This is a genomic window from Streptococcus sp. HMSC056C01, from assembly GCF_001811305.1.
Classification (GTDB): domain Bacteria; phylum Bacillota; class Bacilli; order Lactobacillales; family Streptococcaceae; genus Streptococcus.
Window position 1 is genome coordinate 85562 of sequence record NZ_KV804182.1, and the last position, 23359, is coordinate 108920.

Below are 23359 nucleotides of genomic sequence, written 5' to 3' on the forward strand. Positions count from 1 at the left end.
GCAAAAATAGGGAAACACTTCTGCTATAAAAATAATTGATAACTAATAATATAAGGAGAAAACCATGATTAAAATTACTTTCCCAGATGGCGCTGTTCGTGAATTCGAATCTGGCGTTACAACTTTTGAAATTGCCCAATCTATCAGTAATTCCCTAGCTAAAAAAGTCCTTGCTGGTAAATTTAACGGCAAACTCATTGACACAACTCGTGCTATCACTGAAGATGGAAGCATTGAAATCGTGACACCTGATCACGAAGATGCCCTTCCAATCTTGCGTCACTCAGCGGCTCACTTGTTCGCTCAAGCAGCTCGTCGCCTCTTCCCAGATATTCACTTGGGTGTTGGTCCAGCTATCGAAGATGGTTTCTACTACGATACAGACAACCAAGCGGGTCAAATCTCAAATGAAGACCTTCCTCGTATCGAAGAAGAAATGAAGAAAATCGTTAAAGAAAACTTCCCATCAATCCGTGAGGAAGTGACCAAGGATGAAGCGCGTGAAATTTTCAAAAATGATCCATACAAATTGGAATTGATTGAAGAGCACTCAGAAGACGAAGGTGGTTTGACCATTTACCGTCAAGGAGAGTATGTGGACCTCTGCCGTGGACCACACGTCCCATCAACAGGTCGCATCCAAATCTTCCACCTTCTCAACGTAGCTGGTGCCTACTGGCGTGGAAATAGCGATAATGCTATGATGCAACGGATCTACGGTACAGCTTGGTTTGACAAGAAAGACTTGAAGAACTACCTTCAAATGCGTGAAGAAGCCAAAGAACGTGACCACCGTAAACTTGGTAAAGAATTGGATCTCTTCATGATTTCTCAAGAAGTTGGTCAAGGTCTTCCATTCTGGTTGCCAAATGGTGCGACTATCCGTCGTGAATTGGAACGCTACATCGTCGACAAGGAAATCGCTGCTGGCTACCAACACGTCTACACTCCACCAATTGCCTCAGTTGAACTTTACAAGACTTCTGGTCACTGGGATCACTACCGTGAAGATATGTTCCCAACCATGGATATGGGTGATGGTGAAGAATTCGTTCTTCGTCCAATGAACTGTCCTCACCATATCGAGGTCTTTAAACACCACGTTCACTCATACCGTGAATTGCCAATCCGTATTGCTGAAATCGGTATGATGCACCGTTATGAAAAATCTGGTGCTCTTACAGGGCTTCAACGTGTACGTGAAATGTCACTTAATGACGGTCACACTTTCGTAACACCTGAACAAATCAAAGATGAGTTCCAACGTACGCTTCAATTGATTATCGATGTTTACGAAGATTTCAACTTGACTGACTATCGTTTCCGTTTATCATATCGTGACCCTCAAGATACTCACAAGTACTTTGATAATGATGAGATGTGGGAAAATGCTCAACGTATGTTGAAATCAGCTATGGATGACATGGGACTTGACTACTTTGAAGCTGAAGGTGAAGCAGCCTTCTACGGACCAAAATTGGATATCCAGGTTAAGACTGCCCTTGGTAAAGAAGAAACTCTTTCTACTATCCAGCTTGACTTCTTGCTTCCAGAACGCTTCGACCTTAAATACATCGGAGCTGATGGTGAAGAACACCGTCCAGTTATGATCCACCGTGGTGTTATCTCAACTATGGAACGCTTCACAGCTATCTTGATTGAAAACTACAAGGGTGCCTTCCCAACATGGCTTGCACCACACCAAGTAACTCTTATCCCAGTTTCTAACGAAAAACACGTGGACTACGCTTGGAAAGTAGCTAAGAAACTCCGTGACCGTGGTGTTCGTGCCGATGTGGATGAACGCAATGAAAAAATGCAATTCAAGATCCGTGCTTCTCAAACTCAAAAAATTCCTTACCAATTGATCGTTGGTGACAAGGAAATGGAAGAGAAGGCTGTAAACGTTCGCCGTTATGGTCAAAAAGAAACTGAAACTATGCCGGTAGACGCATTTGTAGAATTGATTCTTGCTGATATTGCCAAGAAATCACGAGTTGAAAAATAAACGATAAAACCTGGGATAAAAATTCCAGCTAGCTAAAAAAGCAACAACTGTTTCAGCTGTTGCTTTTTTATTTAGCCTGAGCTAGTAGTGATTGGTCAAACCACCACAAATGGTATCCTCATCAACGATCCTTTCTATCCACTAACTTTTGGATATAAGATATCCTCCCAAGATTTGCTTCCATGAGTTAGATAAGTTCAATATCCTCAATCCTTGTCTGCTTCATTCTCTTTTACGAGATCTTTTTGTGAATCTTTTTCAGAGAGTTTTTGATCGATATACTGGTTAATGGTTTCGTAAAATTCCTTGGTCGCCTCACTATCTAATTTTGTCGAATTATGGACTTGATTAACTTTCAATTGAACAGATTGAATACCGTAAGAGTCCTGCTTTTGGCGAATAGTTTCTAATTCTTCTTCTGAAATCGGATCTCCAACAACTGTCAAGACCAATTCATTATTACTTGACTTGTAGACTTGATTAATAACCGTATGATTGGCGAACTCTTTTCCTACAAATTGTTTAATCCCTTCTTTTCGTGCTTGATCCATCGTCAGAGTGACTGCTGAATAGCTGGCTGGAAGAACCAATAATACAATCAAGGAGATCAACCCAATTTTCATTTTAATGTTTAGCTCATTAAATGAACTTAAGGGAGATTTTCTCATCAACATTCTTGTTCCAACAATGTTGATGAGCATGATAAAGACACAGTTGATCAAGAAAAGATAAAGAGCCCCAAATAAAAATCGTACATTTCCATTAGCTAAACCATAGCCTGCAGTACAGATAGGTGGCATCAGAGCTGTTGCAATAGCTACTCCAGGCACGATATTGTTTGCTTCTTTTTTCCTTGAACCAATAACACCTGCTATCCCACCAGCAATAGCAATGAGAACATCCCAAATTGTTGGAGAGGTTCGTGCAATCAACTCGCTACTTGCATAAGATAAGGGAGTAATCCAGAAATACAGAGTCGAGACAAGCAAACTGACCAATACTTGAGTAAATAAAACCTCTAGAGATTGCTTGATTAAACGCGTATCAAAAATAGCTAAACCGAATCCCAGTCCAACAATCGGTGTCATAAGAGGGGAAATCAGCATGGCTCCAATAATGACAGCTGTTGAATTCATATTTAGACCTATAGAGGCAATAAAAATCGCACACATTAAAATTACTGTATCTCTTAATCGAACATGAAGGTCATCATATAATTTCTCACGGTATTCACGTGTTGAATAGTTTCCGGTCATTGGTTACTCCTTTTATTTCATATAATCTTGTTTCTGTATAGACGATGGTAGAGAGACTTCTGTCCAATCTTACATATTTTTCTTCTCACCTATCATTCTTTTGAAAATTATCTTTTAACTATCCATCAGTCCATCCTTGATATTATATCAAAAATTTTACAACCTTTCTCTGAAGAACTCAATCAATTTGAAAGATAGTGAAAGGTAGAAATTTTTGTTTCCTTATCCGAAAAAGAAAAAACGTTATCTCCTCTGAAAGAAGATAACGTTTTAATGTTTAAACATGATAAGTTTGTAGCAGCAATCCTAGCTGATATCGCTAACAAATCACGAGTTGAAAAATAAACGATAAAACCTGGTACAAAATGCCAGCTACTAAAAAAGAGGATGGGACAAAAGTCCTAGCCTCTCAATTGTCTTTGGATTGTCGAGTAAGACGCAGTGGTTGATTGGGCTCTACTACGCTGATTTCATCAGCTTTTACAGCCCTACTCAACTGTGCGGAGGTGGGACGACGAAATCGAATTCTAACGAATTAACGATTTCTGTCCCACTCTCTTTTTTGATGTTTCTGTTTTTACATTTGAACAATTCTACGATAGCTTCTTGAAGTAATCATAAAGATAAGTACGTAGATGAGGGCAAAGATACCACAGATTGAAAGTGTTACGCTTAACATCATAGCTGTATCTACTACCCCAATAACCTTGAGAATCAAGCTTAACATATGATAGGCAAATGCTAGATGAAGGAAAGCAAAGATTACAGGGAGGAAGAAAACAGTCAAGACTTGCTTGTTAATGGTTTGCTTGATTTGTTTTTGATCCAAACCAACCTTTTGCAGGATGACAAAGCGTTCACGATCCTCATAACCTTCTGAGATTTGTTTATAGTAGATAACGAGTACAGTTCCAATCATAAAGATGATAGAGAGGAAAATACCGATAAAGAGAACTCCTCCAAAGAGAGCATTCATTTGGGCAATTGCATCACTTGCAGTGCCTCCACCATATACCATACCATCTTCATTTTTGAGATTATGACTAAAATTATTTACAAACTCCTCAAAATCATCAGTTAGCTTTAACTGTTCCTCTAGACTAGCTGTTACATCCATACCACCGTAGAGCTGTGTGTATACAGCTGAATCCTGGTACTGTTCCAAAAAGCTTTGAAGATCAGCTACTACAAGATAGTTATAATCCGATACCAATAGTACATAAGGATTGGAAACATGATTAGCAATAAAATCCTGCTGTATTGCTTCCTTGATCGTATAGTTCTGATTGTTCAGACTAAATGCTTTCTGTCCTTTAAGTTGGTCATTTCGAGCCCAAAGCCCTACTTCATCTCCAGTGAGATTCAATTTCTGACCAGTCATATTTTCGTAATCTTTTTGGTCGAAAACTAAGAAGACCGTCTTGGGCATAACACTATTTTGCCCTTTTTCAAAGATGGTTAATTTGGTCCCCTCTTGACTAGAAAGACCGAAACTTGCATAGCTGAGAACATCCTTATTACTAATCGTTAGATTCTTCTCACTTGCATACTGAGTCAAAAGTTGGTCTAAATTCTCAACTTCGACATTTTTTCCATTAACAGTAAAATCGTGAGGATATAGGAGTTTTTTCATGTTTTCAGAACCGTTGTAGATACTGGTTGCTGCCGACATGGTGATTAAAACCATGGTTGAAAGGATGGCAATGGTTGCTAATCCGACAGCATTTTTCTTCATACGAAAGATAAGGTTAGAAACAGAGATAAAGTTATTTGGTTGGTAGTAATATCTCTTGTTTTTCTTAAGCAACTGCAAGAAAACTGTAATACCAGCATTGAATAAGAGATAGGTCCCTACAATAACTAACATAACCGCAATAAAGAAAGTAGCGACAGCTTTAAATGCATCTGTTACACTTAGTGCTAAGTAGTAGCCACCACCTAGAGTAATTAGTCCTACTAAAGTTTGAAGGACTAGGAAACGGCCCTTCTTCTCACCTTTTGCTTTCTCACGAGAAAGTTGCAGAGCATCCATACGGATAATGCGGATAGCATTTAGGAAGACAATGACTAAAAAGACAAGCCCAAATACCAGAAGGATGGAAAGGACTACGGACCATTGGAAGGTGGCTACTAACTCTACCTTCATCTTTGCAAGTTTAAGCAATAATGCAAAGATGAGATTGTCAAAGAGGGCACCAATCCCAATACCAGCAGTGACTGTTACTAGCCCAAAAATCAAGAGTTCCTTGAAGGTCATACCAATCAAGTGACGCTTTTCTAAGCCCAACATGCCATATACACCCAGTTCTTTGGATCGATTTTTCATGACAAAACTATTGGCATAAAGAACGATAATGGCAGATGCAAGTGTCACTACGACAAGCCCTAGTTGTAAGGTAAATTGAATGGCAGACGCACCACGCAAATCCACAATTTTAGGATTAAAGGCTAGGGAATAAAAGAGATAGCTAATAGTGACTGCCAAAACGACAGACAAAGCAAAGGGATAATAGAGTTTGCGGTTTTTGATTAAGTTGGATATGGCCAACTTATTGGTTAATCGAAACATACTAGTTCACCTCACTTGCCATAACAGTCAAGGTGTCAGAGATTTCTTGGAACATCTGACGATCAGTTTTTTCACCACGATAGATTTGGTTATAAAGAATGCCATCCTTAATGAAGAGGACACGTTTCGCACGACTTGCTGCAGCTGTTGAATGGGTTACCATGAGAATGGTTTGGCCTTGTTCATTGATTTGATCAAAGATATCAAGGAGGGCTGCAGATGATTTGGAGTCTAGAGCTCCTGTCGGCTCGTCAGCAAGAAGAATTTCTGGTTCTGTAATGATAGCGCGGGCTACTGCTACCCGTTGCTTTTGTCCACCAGAGATTTCATAAGGGTACTTCTCTTGCAATTGGTTGATGCCTAGATTTTCAGCCGTCACTACCAATTTTTTCATCATTTCTGTAATAGGCTTTCTAGACAATACCAAAGGGAGTAAGATATTGTCTTTAACAGAAAGCGTATCTAACAAATTGAAGTCTTGGAAGACAAAGCCTAACTTTTCACGACGGAAGCTTGATGCTTCAGTATTTTTAATGGTAGCTGTGTCTGTTCCGTTTAGGAAGACCTGACCACGAGTTGGTTTGTCAAGCATGGCGAGAATATTGAGTAAAGTAGATTTCCCAGAACCAGACTCACCCATGATGGCAACATAGTCGCCTTTTTCTACAGTAAAATGAATATCTTTCAGGGCTTCTACTTGGTTGCCTTGGAAACGTGTTTTATAAATCTTTTGAACATGTTTTACATCTAATAGTGTCATGATAATCTCCTTTTTAATATCCCATTAATTGAAACTGAGCCTGCATAATAGCGCAACCGAGCTGAACACGCTCGATCTCTTTTGGACTTGGTTTACTTATATCTTTCTTTTGTAAGATTGTTTTCATGGTTTCTCTCCTTTTTCTTTATGCTATAAGTTTACTCCAAATGAAGATAGCTTGCCATAACATAACCTTACAAAAGAGGCCTTTAATCTTACATTTTTGTAAGATTACAATTTTTTATCTGATTGAAACCTACTTTCTTACCATAACAAGGTCTAAAGAAGAGCCTGAAAGGTTTCTTCCAAGCTCTTAGTAATTCTTTTCATTCGATCAGTAGATTTACTTCTGAAAACTTAACGCGCACGGTCGTCCCTTGACCAAGTTCAGATTCGATACAGATTTGATGTCCTAATTCTTGGCTAATTTTTTGGGTCAGGTAGAGCCCAAGTCCAGATGACTGCTGGGTCATACGCCCATTATAGCCTGAAAATCCGCGTTCAAAAACCCGCAATTGATCACTGTTTTTGATACCAATCCCAGTATCTTTGATGCAAAGTTCTTGACTGTCCATATAGATCTCAATTCCACCTTCATTTGTGTATTTGAGGCTATTTGAAAGGATTTGTTCAATAACTACTAACAGCCATTTTTTATCCGTCACAATGCTTCTATCCAAGTCATGTAGATTAACACTTAAACCTTTCTGGATAAAGAAAATGGCATATTTGCGAATGACTTCCTTGACCAAATCCTCCACATTTTCTTTCTTCAATACCAGATCATCATGGAAGCTCTCTAAACGTAGGTATTGGAGAACGAGGTTGGTATAGGAATCAATCTTAAAAATTTCCTGTTCCAACTGTTGTTTCAATTGGCGATCTGCCACCTCACTCACGAGGAGTTTACTGGCCGCAATTGGAGTTTTTATCTGATGAACCCAGAGTGTATAGTAGTCCACCAAATCATTATAGCGGTTTTCAGCATCTGATTTCTTTTGATAGAGTTCAGATTCGCTTTTCTCTAATTTTTCAGTTAGAAGGACTTCCATTGGTGACTTAGCTTTTCTTTCGCCATAGAGCAATTCCTTACGATAACGTTGCAATTCTATCAAGAAATCAAATATCAAAAACAAAAATGTCAAAAATGTAGATAGAAAGAAGAAATAGTTAAAGTAGGGCCCTTGGTTATCAAATAAGACCTCAAAGAGAAAGAGTAAACCTGTAAGTAAGAGAATAAACACGAAAAAACGGCTACGCGAACGGATATAAGCTAGAAAAAAACTTTTGAAATCAAGCATGTTTCAATCCGTACCCTATTCCTTTCTTGGTTTCGATAAAACCAATCAAACCTTCTTCCTCCAATTTCTTGCGCAAGCGCGCGACATTAACAGATAAGGTATTGTCGTCAATAAAAAAGTCACTGTTCCAGAGTTCACGCATCAAGTCATCACGCGCTACGATATTTCCCGCATGTTCAAATAAAACACGTAAAATCTGAAATTCATTCTTTGTTAAACTGATAGGTTTTCCATTGACATGCACATCCATAGACTTGGTATTGAGAATAACTCCAGCATACTCTAGGAGACTCTCATCCCTTCCAAACTCATAAGAGCGGCGCAATAATCCTTGTACCTTAGCTAAAAGTACCTGCTGGTCAAAAGGCTTGGTCACAAAATCATCTGCCCCCATATTAATAGCCATAACGATGTCCATAGCCTGGTCTCTTGATGACAGAAACATAATAGGAACTTTGGAAATCTTGCGAATCTCCTGGCACCAGTGATAACCATTAAAGAGAGGCAAGCCGATATCCATGAGAACCAGATGAGGTTGAGATTGAACAAATAGTGTCAGAACTTCCATAAAGTCTTCTACCATAACTACTTCAAAACCCCATTCAGAGAGCATTTTCCCAACTTGCTGACGGATTACTGGATCATCTTCTACTAGTAAAATCTTATGCATCTGCTCCTCCTTTTTTTATATTATAGCAAAATTCTTCTGACTACTAGCGAAATTGATGTAAATCTGATATGATAAAAGTTAAGAAAGGAATTCTCATGGCCAATATTTTTGACTACCTAACTGACGTTCAATACGATTCTTTTTATGATCTTCCCTTAAATGAACTGGATATACTTGCTCTGACTGAGTTGACCTATCTTTCTTTTGATAACCTATTGGACCAGCCTGTCAATCGTTTAAGCGATGTTGCAACACGTGTCCCTCGAGAAAGTACCATGTTGACCAATAAAGAACGACTTCAGCTCCTCAATCAGTTATCCCAACACAAACGTTTTAAAAATAGCAAACTTTCTAATTTTGTCAACGAGGTCGACACAGAACTTCAAAAGCAGTTCGCTGCTATGACCTATCGTCTGAACCTAGATACTTATCTGATTGTCTTTCGTGGCACAGACGACAGTATTATTGGCTGGAAGGAAGATTTCCATATGACCTACATGAAGGAAATCCCTGCCCAAAAGGATGCTCTTGAATACTTGGAAGATTTCTTTACCCAACATCCAAAACAAAACGTCATGCTTGCTGGACATTCTAAAGGTGGGAATCTAGCCATCTATGCTGCTAGTCAAATCCAACCTGAATTGCAGGAAAAGATATCTGCGATTTATACCTACGATGCCCCTGGTTTGCAGGCTCATCTGACTGAAACCACTGGTTATCAAGATGTTATTCCAAAAATTCGCCGCTATGTCCCACAGGGATCTGTCATTGGCATGATGCTAGAAGTCCCTGATACACCTATCGTCGTCAAGTCTACAGCTCTCGGCGGTATCGCCCAACACAGTACCTTTAGTTGGCTGACAGAGGGACACCACTTTGTCCAACTAGAGGCCATCAGTAGCGAAAGTCTCCAAATCAAAGACACTCTTAAAGAATGGGTGGACAGTGTGCCCGATGAAGAACTGGAACTCTACTTTGATCTCTTTTTCGGAACCATCCTAGAATCTGGAATCAGCTCCATTAATGAACTGTCTTCTAAAAATGCTATTGAACATGTTCGACAACTTGTTTCTCAAGCTCAGACTCTAGAGCCTGAGCAAGTTGAAATCTTAAAAAATCTGACACAACTCCTACTAGATGCTCGTTTCCATGCCTGGAAAAATCATTTTTAAAAAGTTAAAAGTCCCTTCCTATATGGAGGGACTCTTTTGTTGATTCCTTATTTTGTGCTTCTGTGTTATACTAGAAACTGTAAATCTATGAAAGAGGAAATCCTATGAAAATCCACAAAACTGTGAACCCTGTTGCCTATGAAAATACTTATTATCTTGAAGGGGACCAGCACCTGATTGTTGTTGATCCGGGTAACCATTGGGAGGCCATTCGCAAGACTATCGAAACCATCAATAAACCGGTCTGTGCCATTCTCCTGACCCACACTCACTACGACCATATTATGAGTCTGGACTTGGTCAGAGATACTTATAGAAATCCTCCAGTCTATGTGGCAGAAAGTGAAGCTTCTTGGCTCTATACTCCTGTTGACAACCTTTCAGGTCTCCCTCGACACGATGATATGGCGGATGTCATCTGCAAACCAGCTGAACACACTTATGTCTTTCATGAAGAATACCAGATTGAAGAATTCCGCTTCACTGTATTACCAACTCCAGGCCACTCTATCGGAGGAGTTTCATTTGTTTTTCCAGATGGTCGCTTGGTCTTAACGGGAGATGCCCTTTTCCGAGAAACCATTGGTCGGACAGATTTGCCAACTGGTAGTATGGAACAACTCCTTCATAGTGTCCAAACCCAGCTCTTTACCCTTCCAAACTACGATGTCTATCCAGGACATGGTCCAGCTACGACTATCGCCCACGAAAAAACCTTTAATCCATTTTTCTAAAACATAAAAACCAAGGATCAAACACCCTTGGTTTTTTGATTACCAAATAATCACACGGTCTTCTGGTGAGCGCCACATACCGTCGCCTTCTTTGACATCATAGGTTGTAAAGAAGTCATCAAAGTTTGGCACTTGGACATTGACACGAAGTTTAGCTGGTGCGTGTACGTCAACGCTAGCCATGAGTTTCATCAACTCTGGGCGACCTTTCATACGCCAGATACGTGCGAAGTTATGGAAGAACTCTTCAGCTGAGAAATCTGGTTCTCTCTTGGCAGCTTCAAGGGCTGCAGCAATTCCTCCTAGGTCAGCAACGTTTTCTGATACCGTTAGTTTTCCGTTGATCCTTGCACCGTAAGATTCTTGGCCATCAAACTGGTCGATAACCTTCTGCGTTTTTTCTTTAAAGGCAGCATAGTCGTTCTCTGTCCACCAATCCTTGAGACTACCATTTTCATCAAAGGAAGCCCCATTTGTATCAAAGGCATGAGAAATTTCATGGGCGATAACCGCTCCGATACCACCATAGTTGGCAGAAGATGACTGATGCAAGTCATAGAATGGCGCCTGTAAAATAGCAGCCGGAAAGACAATCAAGTTCTTTTGTGGATTGTAGTAGGCATTAACCATATGAGCAGGCATTCCCCACTCCTTGTAGTCAACCGGCTGGTTCCACTTGCTCCAACTGTGCTTGATTTCCACACGAGCAAAGGCTAGGGCATTCTCAAAGAGGCTAGCAGATTCATCCACTACCTTGTCCTTATAGCGGGCTGGTAGTTCTTCTGGATAACCGATATAAGGCTTGATGACATTGAGTTTGACAATGGCTTTTTCTCGTGTTTCAGGAGTCAGCCAGTCATTCTTAGCCAAACGTTCCTTATAAACGTCAATCATAGTCGCCACTTTTTTCTCGACATCTGCCTTGGCTTCTGGAGAGAATTTTTCGTGGGCATACCAAAGGCCGAGGGCTTGTTTGAATGGTCCTTGGGCTAAGTGGTAAGCAGCCTTGCGCTTGTCTTGGGCTTCTGGAACTCCTGAAAGGGCACGTCCATAAGCACCTGACAAGACACGAATCTCGTCTGTCAAATAGCTCGTTGAAAGATTGACCACACTCAAAATCAAGCTTGCCTTGAGCAAAGGCCAAGCTTCCTCACTATAAAATTGCTCTGCTGCTTGCCAGAAACGTTCTTCATCTACAATGACCTTATCAGGAACTTGACCAAGAACAGCTTGGAAAAAGTCATCTAGAGGTAGAGCAGGGGCAAACTTTTTGAAATCTTCATAAGAATATGGATGGTAGAGTTTGGCGTATTCTGAACTCTCTTCGTTTGAAAGGACCACAGCTGCGATACGGCGGTCCAATTCCAATCGTTTCTCTAAAAGATCTTCGATTTCTTCATCTGAGAAGTTATAGGCTTTAAGGAGATTAGAAGTACTTTCTTTCCAAAGGTTCAACAATTCCTCACGCTGTGGATGGTCTTCCGCATAGTAGGTTGTATCAGGCAAGATTGTTCCTGGAGCACTAGCCCAAAGAACATTGGTTCTAGCATCCATAAAGTCTGGTGATACACCAAATGGAAGGAAGTTTGGTTTACCAGCTAATTCAAATGCTGCTAGTTTACTTGCGAAATCCGCAAAACTTTCCAAATCCTGGTATTCCTCCAATAAAGGAAGAACTGGCTCAATTCCATCAGCTTCTCGCTTATCGAAATCTCTCACCATGCTGTGGTATTTGACAAAGTTTGCTAGGATAGGATCTTCTGGAAGATCTTCTCCTGCCAACCATTTGTCAGTCGTCGTTAGCATCAACTCTTCAATTTCTTCGTCAAGGTCGATAAAACCACCTGTTCTCGATTTATCGGCTGGAATAACAGCAGTCTTTTCCCACTCACCATTTATAGCATCATAAAAATCATCTTGATAACGTGTCATCTTGTTCTCGCTTTCCTATTTTCACTTATTCCTAGCTTAGCAAAAATCCCTGGGGAATGCAATTAAAAATACCGTCTTCTCCTGATTGTTTTCTAGTTAATATTTTAAATATTTACAAAAATTAACTTGACTTAATTTTTATTTTAATGTATATTAAAAGATAGGAGGAATATAACTGTATGATACGTATCGAAAACCTCAGTGTCTCCTACAAAGAAACGTTGGCACTAAAGGATATTTCACTAGTGCTCCAAGGACCAACGATTACCGGAATTATTGGTCCAAACGGCGCTGGGAAATCAACATTATTAAAAGGTATGCTGGGAATTATCCCACATCAAGGTCAGGCATTTCTCGATGACAAGGAAGTTAAAAAATCCTTACATCGAATCGCCTATGTCGAACAAAAAATCAATATCGACTACAACTTTCCCATCAAGGTCAAGGAATGCGTCTCGTTAGGACTATTTCCCTCTATTCCTCTCTTTCGAAGTTTAAATGCTAAACATTGGAAGAAAGTGCAAGAGGCCCTTGAAATCGTCGACCTAGCTGACTACGCTGAACGTCAAATCAGTCAACTGTCTGGAGGTCAGTTCCAGCGGGTCTTGATTGCCAGATGTTTGGTGCAGGAAGCCGACTATATCCTCTTAGATGAACCCTTTGTGGGGATTGACTCAGTCAGTGAAGAGATTATCATGAATACGCTGAGAGATCTGAAAAAAGCTGGGAAGACGGTTCTCATCGTCCACCACGACCTCAGCAAGGTTCCCAACTACTTCGATCAAGTCTTGCTTGTCAATCGAGAAGTGATTGCTTTTGGTCCGACCAAAGAAACCTTTACCCAAGCCAATCTCAAAGAAGCTTACGGTAATCGACTCTTTTTCAATGGAGGTGACCTATGATTGCAGAATTTATAGATGGATTGCAAAAATTCCATTTCTTACAAAATGCCTTGATAACAGCTATTGTTATCGGGGTCGTAGCTGGAGCTGTAGGATGTTTCATCATTCTACGTGGGATGTCACTCATGGGAGATGCCATTTCACATGCTGTGTTACCAGGTGTAGCCCTCTCCTTCATCTTGGGCATTGACTTCTTTATCGGAGCCATTGTCTTTGGACTGCTAGCTGCTATCATCATTACCTACATCAAGGGGAACTCGATTATCAAAAGCGATACCGCCATCGGCATTACCTTTTCTTCTTTCTTAGCCCTCGGTATCATCTTGATTAGTGTCGCTAAAAGTTCAACTGACCTTTTCCATATCCTTTTTGGTAATATCCTAGCCGTCCAAGATACGGATATGTTTATTACCATGGGGGTAGGGGCAGCCATTCTCTTGTTAATCTGGATTTTCTTCAAGCAACTCTTAATAACTTCCTTTGATGAACTCTTGGCTAAAGCCATGGGAATGCCTGTCAATTTCTATCACTACCTTCTCATGGTACTCCTAACTCTTGTGTCTGTGACAGCCATGCAAAGTGTCGGAACTATCCTGATTGTAGCCATGCTGATTACCCCAGCGGCAACTGCTTATCTGTATGCTAATAGCCTGAAAAGTATGATTTTCCTTTCCTCAACCTTTGGAGCGACTGCTTCAGTTTTGGGACTCTTTATCGGTTATAGCTTTAACGTTGCGGCAGGTTCTAGTATCGTGCTTACAGCCGCTAGTTTCTTTCTCATTAGCTTCTTTATCGCTCCAAAACAACGATATTTGAAACTGAAAAATAAACATTTGTTAAAATAAGGGGCAGAACCCCACTAAATTGGAGGATCTAATGAAAAAATTAGGTACATTACTCGTTCTCTTTCTTTCCGCCATTGTTCTTGTAGCATGTGCTAGCGGAAAAAAAGATGCAGCTTCTGGTCAAAAACTAAAAGTTGTTGCTACAAACTCAATCATCGCTGATATTACTAAAAATATCGCAGGTGACAAGATTGACCTTCACAGTATCGTTCCTGTTGGTCAAGACCCACACGAATACGAACCACTTCCTGAAGATGTCAAGAAAACTTCTCAAGCTGATTTGATTTTCTATAACGGTATCAACCTTGAAACAGGTGGAAATGCTTGGTTTACAAAATTGGTAGAAAATGCCAAGAAAACTGAAAACAAAGACTACTTTGCAGTCAGCGAAGGCGTTGATGTTATCTACCTTGAAGGCCAAAACGAAAAAGGCAAAGAAGACCCACATGCTTGGCTCAACCTTGAAAACGGGATGATTTATGCGCAAAATATTGCCAAACAGCTCATCGCAAAAGACCCTGACAACAAAGAATTCTACGAAAAAAATCTCAAAGAATACACTGAAAAACTTGATGCTCTAGACAAGGAAGCCAAAGAGAAATTTAACACTATCCCTGCTGATAAGAAACTCATCGTAACCAGCGAAGGATGCTTCAAATACTTCTCTAAAGCTTACGGCGTACCAAGTGCCTACATCTGGGAAATCAATACCGAAGAAGAGGGAACACCAGACCAAATCAAGACCTTGGTTGAAAAACTTCGTCAAACAAAAGTTCCTTCCCTCTTTGTAGAATCAAGTGTGGATGACCGCCCAATGAAGACTGTTTCACAAGACACAAACATCCCAATCTATGCTCAAATCTTTACAGATTCTATCGCTGAAGAAGGCAAAGAAGGCGATAGCTACTACAACATGATGAAATACAATCTTGAAAAGATTGCTGAAGGTTTGTCTAAATAAATTTCTAAAAACGTCATTCTCCTTGAATTGGCGTTTTTGTCTAATCAATTTTCAGTCAAACTATTGGAAAAGTCTGAACATTTAATGTAGAATGAAAGAAAAAAGATTGGAGTAGCTTATGACTACATTCCTTGGAAATCCTGTAACTTTCACAGGAAAACAACTACAAGTAGGAGACAAGGCTCTTGACTTTTCTCTAACAACAACTGACCTTTTTAAAAAATCACTGGCTGACTTTGATGGTAAGAAAAAGATTTTGAGTGTCATTCCTTCTATCGACACTGGGATCTGCTCACTTCAGACTCGTCGCTTTAACCAAGAATTGGCTAGCTTGGACAACACTGTTGTCCTTACTGTTTCTATGGACCTTCCATTTGCTCAAAAACGTTGGTGTGGCGCAGAGGGAATTGAAAATGCCATCATGCTCTCAGACTACTTCGACCACTCCTTTGGACGTGATTACGCCCTCTTAATCAATGAATGGCATCTCCTAGCACGCGCGGTCTTTGTTCTCGATACTGACAATACCATCCGTTATGTTGAGTATGTGGACAATATCAATTCCGAGCCAAACTTTGAAGCGGCCATTGAAGCAGCAAAGTCGCTTGACTAAAAGAAAGACCACTTATAACAAGGCAGAAAGCTAGAGAAATCTAGCTTTTTTTGGTATACTAGATGGAGATAATAAACAAGGAAATGCGAATGACACCAAATAAAGAAGATTACTTAAAATGTATTTATGAGATTGGCATGGAACTTCCTAAGATTACCAATAAGGAAATCGCTGCTCGAATGCAGGTATCACCTCCAGCTGTAACTGAAATGATCAAGCGCATGCAATCCGAAAATCTTATCCTAAAAGATCAGAAAAAGGGCTACTTACTAACGGATATTGGTTTAAAACTTGTATCTGACCTTTACCGAAAGCACCGACTCATTGAAGTTTTTCTGGTTCACCATCTGGACTATACCAGTAATCAGATTCATGATGAAGCTGAGGTATTAGAACATACGGTTTCAGACTTTTTTGTCGAGAGATTAGACAAAATGTTAGGCTTTCCAAAAACCTGTCCCCATGGAGGAACCATTCCTGCCAAGGGAGAGCTTTTAGTTGAGATTAATAACCTTCCACTCTCTGATATCAAAGAAGCAGGGACCTATCTACTGACTCGGGTCCATGATAGTTTTGAACTTCTCCAGTATTTGGAAAAACACAGCATCCATATTGGAGACCAACTCCAAGTCAAGCAGTTTGATGGCTTCTCTAATACCTTCACTCTCATTCACAAGAATGAAGAACTCCAAGTCAGCCTAGAAATCGCCAAACAGCTCTATGTTGAAAAACTGAACTAATTTCTCAAGTCCCCTACCAACCCTGAAAGCTTGATTTTCAGGGTTTTATTTCTAGCATTTGATGTTACTCTCATTTTGTTGTAGAATGTTTGTAAAAAAAAGAAAGATATTTTAATCTATGAAAAAATCACTAAAAATTTTTGCGACATCCAAATGGTTTGACCTCTTTGGGGTTGCTCTGGTCGTTGGAATTGCGATCGCATCTGGTTACCTCAACTCCCGTCTCGATAAATTCGTAGACTGGGGCCCATGGACTGCCCTTGTGCCCTTTGGATTGATTTCCGTAACCAACGTTGGGATTTCCATGTTGTCCACTCGTTTCACGGGAAAATTAAGCAAATGGGGAAATTACTTTGGCATTGTCAATACGATTTTGTCCGGCACCATTGACTATATCCTTGGAAATAAGGCGGCCATTATCACCTATCCTGTCACCTTCCTCATTTATACCTTTGCCATTAAGAAATGGGAAGCTTCACAAGAAGGTAGACCCAACAAGATGAACCAAAAACAATTGAAATGGGCAGCCGTCATCATTTCAGTTCTAGCCTTCCTCTTTGCATTTATGACCAACTATATCGGCTATGGAGGAAAGATGAATCTCCTTGCCTACGTAACAACTATTTCCTTTGCACTCTCCCTCATTGCCAATGCTTTGAATGCATTGAAACTGACAACTCAGTGGGGATTTTGGTTGATTTACAATTTCGTTCAGCTGACAAAGGCTGGCATTCAAGGAAACTTTGCCAATATCGGAAAATACATCTTTTATATCCTCAATGCAATCGGAGCTTTATTTGTCTGGAATGATGAAGAAGTGGAAAAATAGAAGGAAACTCAAATAAAGAAAGCAAGTCGACTTAATAGAATCTCCTTACTAAAATTTTTTATCATTTTACTTGTAACTCCCATTCTTTTGGAGTAGAATGAAGCTAGATAAAAGAGGGAGGTCATCTTATGAAAAATCTCTTTAGAATCCATTTTACAGCCATCGTAGTCAGCGATTTGCTACTGTTGGTAACTTTCAGACCCCGATACGAACTTTCTTTGGAGAGAGGCCTGATTTTTTGCTTCATTTTCATCCTTGCTCAAGGACTACTGCTATTTCGCTTGGTCAATCGACTCAAAAAACATTTCTCTGAGATTTATCCTCAGATGAACAAAAAAATTCGCCTTTACTACTTAGAGATTCTCTCCACTGACCTACTATTATTTGTCTTTTTAGCCATCACTGGCCCTCAACATTTTTACTCTCTTACTCCAGTCTTTACTTCCTGTCATTCTACTTTTTATTATATAACGGCTAGCCACCTAAAAGAAAACTATCCAGACTTTTATGACAAACATATCTATTTGTGGGAGTGTCTCTAAGAAAAAAAGGTTTTATCATGAAAAAAATCATCTACATCAAAACCATTCAACTCCTCATCATCGATGGAATCATGCTGGCATTTTTGACATTTAAAGAGGGACTTATACTCAATGAAAATCAAAGAGCAAACTAGGAAGCTAGCCGCAGGCTGTACTTGAGTACGGCAAGGCGAAGCTGACGTAGTTTGAATTTGATTTTCGAAGAGTATTACCTGGGATTGGATTTTGATTTACAGTGGTTGGCTCATCTTCTTTCACCCTGTGCTGTTTACCTATCTTTCCAACCAACTTTGTGACCACTTTAGTCAACTCTATTCCCAGATTAGACCGAGATTCTGGCGTTTTGCCTTACAAATCCTCCTATGGGATAACCTGATAATTCTCTCCTTGCTGTTTTTAAGTGGTATCCCACCTTTCCTTCAGGGAAGTCTCCTCATCCTAAGATATCTCATCCCTTCCTATCGCACCTGCCAAAGCCTGAAAAGAGACTTCCCCCAAGCCTATCAAGAACCCATTTCATTTTGGAATATTTTGTGATAGATAAGAAAAACCAAGCCCGCGAGCTTGGTTTTTCTTATCTATTTTTGGTGTCAAGAATGATGGTTACTGGGCCATCATTGACCAGTTCCACCTGCATATCTGCTCCAAAGACTCCTGTCTCAACAGGAACTTCCTTAGCTAGTTCTTGGTTAAATTCTTGATAGAAAGCTTCCGCCATATCCGGTTTAGCTGCCCCTGTAAAGGCTGGACGATTGCCTTTTTTGGTATCTGCAAACAGAGTAAACTGAGAGATGGAAAGGACTTGGCCTTGGATATCCTTAACCGATAAGTTCATCTTACCTTCAGTATCTGAGAAAATTCGCATATTGACAAGCTTTCTCACTGCATAATCCAAATCTTCTTTTCGATCCTCAGGTCCAACACCTACTAAGAGTAAGAGCCCCTGCTGGATTTTCCCATATACTTGCCCCTCAATAGAAACTTGAGCTGTCTTGACACGCTGAACGACAATTTTCATAGCAATCCTTTCTGATTATATCAAGCCAACTTAACCATTGGTACGTTTAACCGAGTAGACTTCTGGTACACTCTTAATCTTATCAACCACTGTGGTCAGCATCGAAAGGTTTGAAATTCCAAAAGAAACATGAATATTGGCAAATTTCATATCCTTGGTTGGTTGGGCATTAACTGTTGAGATATTTTTAGTTGTATTTGATAAGACTTGCAAGATATCATTCAATAGACCAGAACGGTTGAGCCCGTAGATATCGATGTGAGCCATATACTCCTTACTTGAGAATTGGTCTTCCCATTCAACATCGAGTAGACGTTGTTCGTAATTTTCCTGTGAACGAAGGTTCATACAGTCCACACGGTGGATGGCAACTCCACGTCCTTTGGTAATATAGCCGACGATATCATCACCTGGAACAGGATTACAACATTTGGCAATCCGTATCAAGAGACCAGAAGCACCTTGGATGACTACTCCACCCTCATGCTTAACCTTAAGCGTGTCCTTGTTCTCCACTTTAACTTCGCCACCCTTGACCAATTCTTCAGCTTCTGCCTTAGCTTTGGCCCGCTCTTCTTCACGACGTTCCTTCTCTGTCAAACGGTTAAAGACAGTAATAGCTCCGATTTCTCCAAAACCAATGGCTGCGAAAAGGGCTTCTTCTGTTTTGTAACTAGTTTTTTGAAGGACTTCATCCATGTGACGTTTGTCCATAAATTTATTAGCTACATAGCCGTTTTCTTGGAGCTGACTAATCAGCAATTCACGACCTTTATTGATGGACAATTCTTTGTCTTGGTTTTTAAAGAACTGACGAATTTTATTTCGTGCCTTGCTGGTCTTAACCATGTTGAGCCAGTCACGGCTTGGTCCAAATGAATTTGGATTGGTGATGATTTCAACCTGGTCACCTGTTTTTAGCTTGGTAGTCAATGGTACCATGCGGCCATTAACCTTGGCACCTGTTGCTTTTTCCCCAATCTTTGTATGAATTTCATAAGCAAAGTCAATCGGTCCAGAATCCTTTGGAAGTGAACGAACCGCTCCATCTGGAGTAAAGACATAAATCTCCTCAGCCAGATAGTTTTCTTTGACAGTATCTACAAACTCCTTGGCATCATCTGCTTGATCTTGGAGTTCCATCATCTCCTTGATCCAGTTCATTCCAATAGCAGATTCCTTACTATTAACCTGACCCTTGATTCCTTTTTTGTAAGCCCAGTGAGCCGCAACCCCGTACTCAGCAACCTCATGCATTTCCTTAGTACGAATCTGGAACTCAATCGGCCCTTTTGGTCCATAAACAGTCGTATGGATAGACTGGTAACCATTGGCCTTACGATTGGCAATATAGTCTTTAAAACGTCCCGGCATTGGCTTCCACAGCTCATGAACGTAGCCCAACATCGCATAGACATCACTCTGAGTGTCTAGAATACAACGAATGGCAATTAGGTCATAGATCTCTTCAAAGCGTTTTTTCTTGTCCTGCATCTTGCGATAGATAGAGTAGATATGCTTTGGACGACCGTAGATTTTTCCTGTAAGATGGCGCTCAGATGAGTATTCCTCGAGTTTCGTCACAACTTCATCGACCAAGGCTTCACGCTCTTGACGTTTTTCCTTCATCATGTGACTAATCTTGTAAAATTCAGTTGGATTGAGATAGCGGAAAGAGAGATCTTCCAGTTCCCACTTCACACTTGAAATCCCCAAACGGTGAGCAAGCGGTGCATAGATTTCCATGGTTTCTCTGGAAATACGTTCCTGCTTGTCCTTACGAAGGTGCTTAAGGGTGCGCATATTATGCAGGCGGTCAGATAGTTTGACCAAGATAACACGGATATCTTCTGACATAGCCATGAGCATCTTGCGATGATTCTCAGCCAGCTGCTCCTCGATAGACTTATACTCAACCTTACCAAGCTTGGTAACACCATCTACAATCACTCGAACATCGTGACCAAATTCGCGTTCTAAGTCATCTAAAGTAGCATCTGTGTCTTCTACCACGTCATGCAAAAAACCACAGGCAACAGTGACAGCATCTAGCTTGAGTTTAGCCAAGATTCCTGCTACCTGAATAGGGTGGATAATGTAAGGCTCACCTGATTTACGATACTGGCCACTATGGCATTCTACAGCGTAAACCAAGGCCTTGTGTACAAAAGCCACATCTTCTTTCGATAAATATTTTTGCGTTAAAGCGACGACTTCATCGCCTGAATAAATTACTTCTTTCGGCATGCATACTCTCCAGTTCTTCCTACCATTTTAACACTTTTTTGAGGATATGAAAACTAGAAAAGCCTCTTCTGTAAGAGTTTGCTAAACTTAATAAAAAAACACTACCAGAAAAACTCTAGTAGTGCTCATTGATTCAAATCTATCTTAGTAAACTGTTCTTTCAGTTTCTACATCGAAGAAGTGAGCTTTGTTCAAGTCAAATCCAAGTTCCACAGTTGCACCAGCTTGCAAGTAGTCACGAGCGTCAACTTTTGCAACGAATTCATCTTTACCAACTTGGCAGTATAGGTGAGATTCTGAACCGAGCAATTCTGATACAGAGATTGTTGCTTTCACAACTGATTCTGGGAATGTTTCAAGGAAAGCAGGTTCTGCATTCACATCTTCTGGACGGATACCGAAGATCAATTCTTTACCTTCGTAGCCTTTTTCACGAAGAACTTTCAAAGCACCTTCTGGAACTTTCAAAGTAAATCCGTCAGCAACAATGCGGTCACCGTTCAATTTAACATTGATGAAGTTCATAGCTGGGCTTCCGATAAATCCTGCTACGAATTTGTTCACTGGGTTTTTGTAAACTTCTTGAGGAGTACCGATTTGTTCAACACGTCCGATAGTACCAGTACCAGCAGGGTTTTTAGTTGCTGACATGATAACGATACGGTCTGCAAGTGTCATCGCTTCTGTTTGGTCGTGAGTTACGTAGATAGTTGTAGCTCCGATACGACGGTGGATTTTAGCGATTTCAGCACGCATTGATACACGAAGTTTAGCATCCAAGTTTGACAAAGGTTCATCCATCAAGAATACTTTGGCATCACGGACGATTGCACGACCCATGGCAACACGTTGACGTTGACCACCTGAAAGGTCAGCTGGTTTACGATCCAAGAATTCTTTCAAACCAAGAATTTCTGCTGCTTCTTGTACACGTTTGTCGATGTCTTCTTTGCTGTATTTACGCAATTTCAAACCAAAAGCCATGTTATCGTATACAGTCATGTGTGGGTAAAGAGCGTAGTTTTGGAATACCATGGCAATGTCACGGTCTTTTGGAGCCACGTCGTTGACAACCACGCCATCGATAGATGCAGTACCTTCTGTGATGTCTTCAAGACCTGCAATCATACGAAGAGTAGTTGATTTACCACATCCTGAAGGTCCTACAAAAACGATAAATTCTTTGTCTTTGATGTTCAAGTTGAAATCTTCAACTGAATAGTGTTCGCTGTTTGGATATTTTTTGTAAATATTTTTAAGATTTAATTCTACCATTGTGGAGAACTCCTTTTGTCATTTGATAGTTTTATTATAGATGAAAACGTTTTACTTTTCTATGGCAAGGTGACCAAAAAAATAAAAAAGTTCTGTGCAACTTGCACAAAACTTTAGATTATATCTGGTAAAATCAACTGATAACACAAGGTGAGGTCAGTCAATTCTTTCAACTGAAGACCGGTCAATTCTTCCCATTTATCAATCTTGTACTGGAGAGAATTGCGATGCAGATACAGTTGTTGAGCTGTTTTTGTCAGGACTGCACTGTTTTCCCACAGTGAAAGGATGATTTCCTGAATCTGATCCTGGTCCACAATCATCCGATGCAGATATTCCTTGATCACTCGAAGATCCACAATTCTTTCACCCATACTCCACAGATAGAGTTGAGAAAAAGTATGGAAACCTTGATGCCCTTGTCGCCACCAGTTTTTGAACAAATCACGTTCTGCTTTGATGAGATCTGACAGAGCCTGATATCCTGTCTGTGACCAGACCTGACCTAACATGATGGATAAACGTACTCCAAAGTCATATTCTACGGCTTCCAAGGTATCCATCAAGATAGAGCGAACTGATGTGTACTTATCCTGTTGGAGAACAAAAATGTAATCCTGCGCTCCCACCTGAAGCACTGTTTGACAATTTGGAAAGAGAGTTCCCATCATCTCTAACCAAGACGTTAAATTCTCCTGTTGAAAATAGGATAGGTGACAATAGACAAGCTGCAATTTTTTAAAGTTTTGCGGTGCCTGTCCTTTGCCTTCAATGAGATAACTATACCAGGGATTGAGGGAAATGGTTTGCTCCTGTTTGGTTAAGAGAGCCACCAGTTGTTTTTCACGCTCGCTAAGACTAGCTTCCTCAAGCAAAAGCCACTGATAATTTGACAGAGGTAGACTTAGATAACCCTCTTTATCAACTGGCTGATCTAAGATTTTACCATCAGGAAACCAATCCAGTAGTTCTTTTGCAATCATTT

At 40.3% G+C, this 23359-nt stretch carries 21 protein-coding genes; 11 read left to right on the forward strand and 10 right to left on the reverse strand.

Annotated elements, in window-relative coordinates:
- Positions 1-64 precede the first annotated feature (64 nt).
- Positions 65-2008, forward strand: a complete 1944-nt coding sequence (thrS, locus tag HMPREF2795_RS01500; RefSeq protein ID WP_075228040.1) for a threonine--tRNA ligase — start codon at positions 65-67, stop codon at positions 2006-2008.
- A gap of 206 nt (positions 2009-2214) precedes the next feature.
- On the opposite strand, the gene HMPREF2795_RS01505 is transcribed toward thrS, so the two are convergent.
- The 5 genes from HMPREF2795_RS01505 to HMPREF2795_RS01525 all read right to left on the reverse strand — a co-directional run bounded on the left by HMPREF2795_RS01505 (position 2215) and on the right by HMPREF2795_RS01525 (position 8564).
- Positions 2215-3264 (reverse strand): DUF389 domain-containing protein, encoded by a 1050-nt coding sequence (locus HMPREF2795_RS01505; RefSeq protein ID WP_075228041.1) that lies wholly within the window; start codon positions 3262-3264, stop codon positions 2215-2217.
- Between the two features lie 577 nt (positions 3265-3841).
- A complete protein-coding gene (locus HMPREF2795_RS01510) occupies positions 3842-5833 on the reverse strand; it encodes an ABC transporter permease (protein ID WP_075228042.1) in 1992 nt (663 codons plus the stop codon).
- Between the two features lies 1 nt (position 5834).
- On the reverse strand, positions 5835-6593 hold the full coding sequence (locus HMPREF2795_RS01515; RefSeq protein ID WP_070459777.1) for an ABC transporter ATP-binding protein: 759 nt from the start codon (positions 6591-6593) through the stop codon (positions 5835-5837).
- Between the two features lie 326 nt (positions 6594-6919).
- Positions 6920-7894, reverse strand: a complete 975-nt coding sequence (locus tag HMPREF2795_RS01520) for an ATP-binding protein (RefSeq protein WP_075228043.1) — start codon at positions 7892-7894, stop codon at positions 6920-6922.
- Entirely contained in the window at positions 7887-8564 is a 678-nt protein-coding gene (locus tag HMPREF2795_RS01525; protein ID WP_004251237.1) for a response regulator transcription factor, read from the reverse strand. The genes HMPREF2795_RS01520 and HMPREF2795_RS01525 overlap by 8 nt, the downstream gene beginning before the upstream one ends.
- Positions 8565-8659: 95 nt before the next feature.
- Here HMPREF2795_RS01525 and HMPREF2795_RS01530 point away from each other — a divergent pair, with 95 nt between their 5' ends.
- Positions 8660-9736 carry a DUF2974 domain-containing protein gene (locus HMPREF2795_RS01530; RefSeq protein WP_075228044.1) on the forward strand — a complete coding sequence of 359 codons (1077 nt, stop codon included), beginning with the start codon at positions 8660-8662 and terminating at the stop codon, positions 9734-9736.
- Positions 9737-9840: 104 nt separating this feature from the next.
- Positions 9841-10470, forward strand: coding sequence for an MBL fold metallo-hydrolase (locus HMPREF2795_RS01535; protein ID WP_075228045.1), 630 nt, complete (start codon positions 9841-9843; stop codon positions 10468-10470).
- 39 nt (positions 10471-10509) lie between these two features.
- Here HMPREF2795_RS01535 and HMPREF2795_RS01540 read toward each other — a convergent pair whose 3' ends face one another.
- Complete coding sequence (locus tag HMPREF2795_RS01540) at positions 10510-12402, reverse strand: M13 family metallopeptidase (RefSeq protein ID WP_075228046.1); 1893 nt, start codon at positions 12400-12402, stop codon at positions 10510-10512.
- A 179-nt stretch (positions 12403-12581) separates the two neighbouring features.
- On the opposite strand from HMPREF2795_RS01540, the gene HMPREF2795_RS01545 reads away from it, so the two are divergent.
- The 8 genes from HMPREF2795_RS01545 to HMPREF2795_RS11015 all read left to right on the forward strand — a co-directional run bounded on the left by HMPREF2795_RS01545 (position 12582) and on the right by HMPREF2795_RS11015 (position 18371).
- Positions 12582-13304 (forward strand): metal ABC transporter ATP-binding protein, encoded by a 723-nt coding sequence (locus HMPREF2795_RS01545; protein ID WP_075228047.1) that lies wholly within the window; start codon positions 12582-12584, stop codon positions 13302-13304.
- A complete protein-coding gene (locus HMPREF2795_RS01550; RefSeq protein WP_075228048.1) occupies positions 13301-14149 on the forward strand; it encodes a metal ABC transporter permease in 849 nt (282 codons plus the stop codon). Before HMPREF2795_RS01545 ends, HMPREF2795_RS01550 begins: the two co-directional genes overlap by 4 nt.
- Positions 14150-14180: 31 nt before the next feature.
- Positions 14181-15110 (forward strand): metal ABC transporter substrate-binding protein, encoded by a 930-nt coding sequence (locus HMPREF2795_RS01555; protein ID WP_075228049.1) that lies wholly within the window; start codon positions 14181-14183, stop codon positions 15108-15110.
- Positions 15111-15228: 118 nt separating this feature from the next.
- Complete coding sequence (tpx, locus tag HMPREF2795_RS01560; RefSeq protein ID WP_075228050.1) at positions 15229-15723, forward strand: thiol peroxidase; 495 nt, start codon at positions 15229-15231, stop codon at positions 15721-15723.
- Between the two features lie 89 nt (positions 15724-15812).
- Positions 15813-16463, forward strand: coding sequence for a metal-dependent transcriptional regulator (locus HMPREF2795_RS01565; protein ID WP_075228051.1), 651 nt, complete (start codon positions 15813-15815; stop codon positions 16461-16463).
- 118 nt (positions 16464-16581) lie between these two features.
- Complete coding sequence (locus HMPREF2795_RS01570) at positions 16582-17292, forward strand: nicotinamide mononucleotide transporter family protein (protein ID WP_148131248.1); 711 nt, start codon at positions 16582-16584, stop codon at positions 17290-17292.
- Positions 17293-17420: 128 nt separating this feature from the next.
- Entirely contained in the window at positions 17421-17834 is a 414-nt protein-coding gene (locus HMPREF2795_RS10840) for a hypothetical protein (protein ID WP_075228052.1), read from the forward strand.
- Positions 17835-18041: 207 nt separating this feature from the next.
- Complete coding sequence (locus HMPREF2795_RS11015) at positions 18042-18371, forward strand: hypothetical protein (protein WP_315940712.1); 330 nt, start codon at positions 18042-18044, stop codon at positions 18369-18371.
- A 37-nt stretch (positions 18372-18408) separates the two neighbouring features.
- Here the strand turns inward: HMPREF2795_RS11015 and dtd are convergent, their stop codons facing one another.
- From dtd to HMPREF2795_RS01595, 4 genes are all read right to left on the reverse strand, one after another.
- A complete protein-coding gene (gene dtd, locus HMPREF2795_RS01580) occupies positions 18409-18852 on the reverse strand; it encodes a D-aminoacyl-tRNA deacylase (protein ID WP_075228053.1) in 444 nt (147 codons plus the stop codon).
- Between the two features lie 30 nt (positions 18853-18882).
- Positions 18883-21099, reverse strand: a complete 2217-nt coding sequence (locus HMPREF2795_RS01585) for a RelA/SpoT family protein (RefSeq protein ID WP_001123766.1) — start codon at positions 21097-21099, stop codon at positions 18883-18885.
- 144 nt (positions 21100-21243) lie between these two features.
- Complete coding sequence (locus HMPREF2795_RS01590) at positions 21244-22374, reverse strand: ABC transporter ATP-binding protein (RefSeq protein WP_049504000.1); 1131 nt, start codon at positions 22372-22374, stop codon at positions 21244-21246.
- Between the two features lie 113 nt (positions 22375-22487).
- On the reverse strand, positions 22488-23357 hold the full coding sequence (locus tag HMPREF2795_RS01595) for a helix-turn-helix domain-containing protein (RefSeq protein ID WP_075228054.1): 870 nt from the start codon (positions 23355-23357) through the stop codon (positions 22488-22490).
- Between the last annotated feature and the right edge of the window lie 2 nt (positions 23358-23359).

Bases quoted from the DNA above. Each gene is read 5' to 3' on its own strand.
- thrS (WP_075228040.1), top strand. From the start codon at position 65: ATGATTAAAATTACTTTCCCAGATGGCGCTGTTCGTGAATTCGAATCT.
- HMPREF2795_RS01505 (WP_075228041.1), bottom strand. From the start codon at position 3,264: ATGACCGGAAACTATTCAACACGTGAATACCGTGAGAAATTATATGAT.
- HMPREF2795_RS01510 (WP_075228042.1), bottom strand. From the start codon at position 5,833: ATGTTTCGATTAACCAATAAGTTGGCCATATCCAACTTAATCAAAAAC.
- HMPREF2795_RS01515 (WP_070459777.1), bottom strand. From the start codon at position 6,593: ATGACACTATTAGATGTAAAACATGTTCAAAAGATTTATAAAACACGT.
- HMPREF2795_RS01520 (WP_075228043.1), bottom strand. From the start codon at position 7,894: ATGCTTGATTTCAAAAGTTTTTTTCTAGCTTATATCCGTTCGCGTAGC.
- HMPREF2795_RS01525 (WP_004251237.1), bottom strand. From the start codon at position 8,564: ATGCATAAGATTTTACTAGTAGAAGATGATCCAGTAATCCGTCAGCAA.
- HMPREF2795_RS01530 (WP_075228044.1), top strand. From the start codon at position 8,660: ATGGCCAATATTTTTGACTACCTAACTGACGTTCAATACGATTCTTTT.
- HMPREF2795_RS01535 (WP_075228045.1), top strand. From the start codon at position 9,841: ATGAAAATCCACAAAACTGTGAACCCTGTTGCCTATGAAAATACTTAT.
- HMPREF2795_RS01540 (WP_075228046.1), bottom strand. From the start codon at position 12,402: ATGACACGTTATCAAGATGATTTTTATGATGCTATAAATGGTGAGTGG.
- HMPREF2795_RS01545 (WP_075228047.1), top strand. From the start codon at position 12,582: ATGATACGTATCGAAAACCTCAGTGTCTCCTACAAAGAAACGTTGGCA.
- HMPREF2795_RS01550 (WP_075228048.1), top strand. From the start codon at position 13,301: ATGATTGCAGAATTTATAGATGGATTGCAAAAATTCCATTTCTTACAA.
- HMPREF2795_RS01555 (WP_075228049.1), top strand. From the start codon at position 14,181: ATGAAAAAATTAGGTACATTACTCGTTCTCTTTCTTTCCGCCATTGTT.
- tpx (WP_075228050.1), top strand. From the start codon at position 15,229: ATGACTACATTCCTTGGAAATCCTGTAACTTTCACAGGAAAACAACTA.
- HMPREF2795_RS01565 (WP_075228051.1), top strand. From the start codon at position 15,813: ATGACACCAAATAAAGAAGATTACTTAAAATGTATTTATGAGATTGGC.
- HMPREF2795_RS01570 (WP_148131248.1), top strand. From the start codon at position 16,582: ATGAAAAAATCACTAAAAATTTTTGCGACATCCAAATGGTTTGACCTC.
- HMPREF2795_RS10840 (WP_075228052.1), top strand. From the start codon at position 17,421: ATGAAAAATCTCTTTAGAATCCATTTTACAGCCATCGTAGTCAGCGAT.
- dtd (WP_075228053.1), bottom strand. From the start codon at position 18,852: ATGAAAATTGTCGTTCAGCGTGTCAAGACAGCTCAAGTTTCTATTGAG.
- HMPREF2795_RS01585 (WP_001123766.1), bottom strand. From the start codon at position 21,099: ATGCCGAAAGAAGTAATTTATTCAGGCGATGAAGTCGTCGCTTTAACG.
- HMPREF2795_RS01590 (WP_049504000.1), bottom strand. From the start codon at position 22,374: ATGGTAGAATTAAATCTTAAAAATATTTACAAAAAATATCCAAACAGC.
- HMPREF2795_RS01595 (WP_075228054.1), bottom strand. From the start codon at position 23,357: ATGATTGCAAAAGAACTACTGGATTGGTTTCCTGATGGTAAAATCTTA.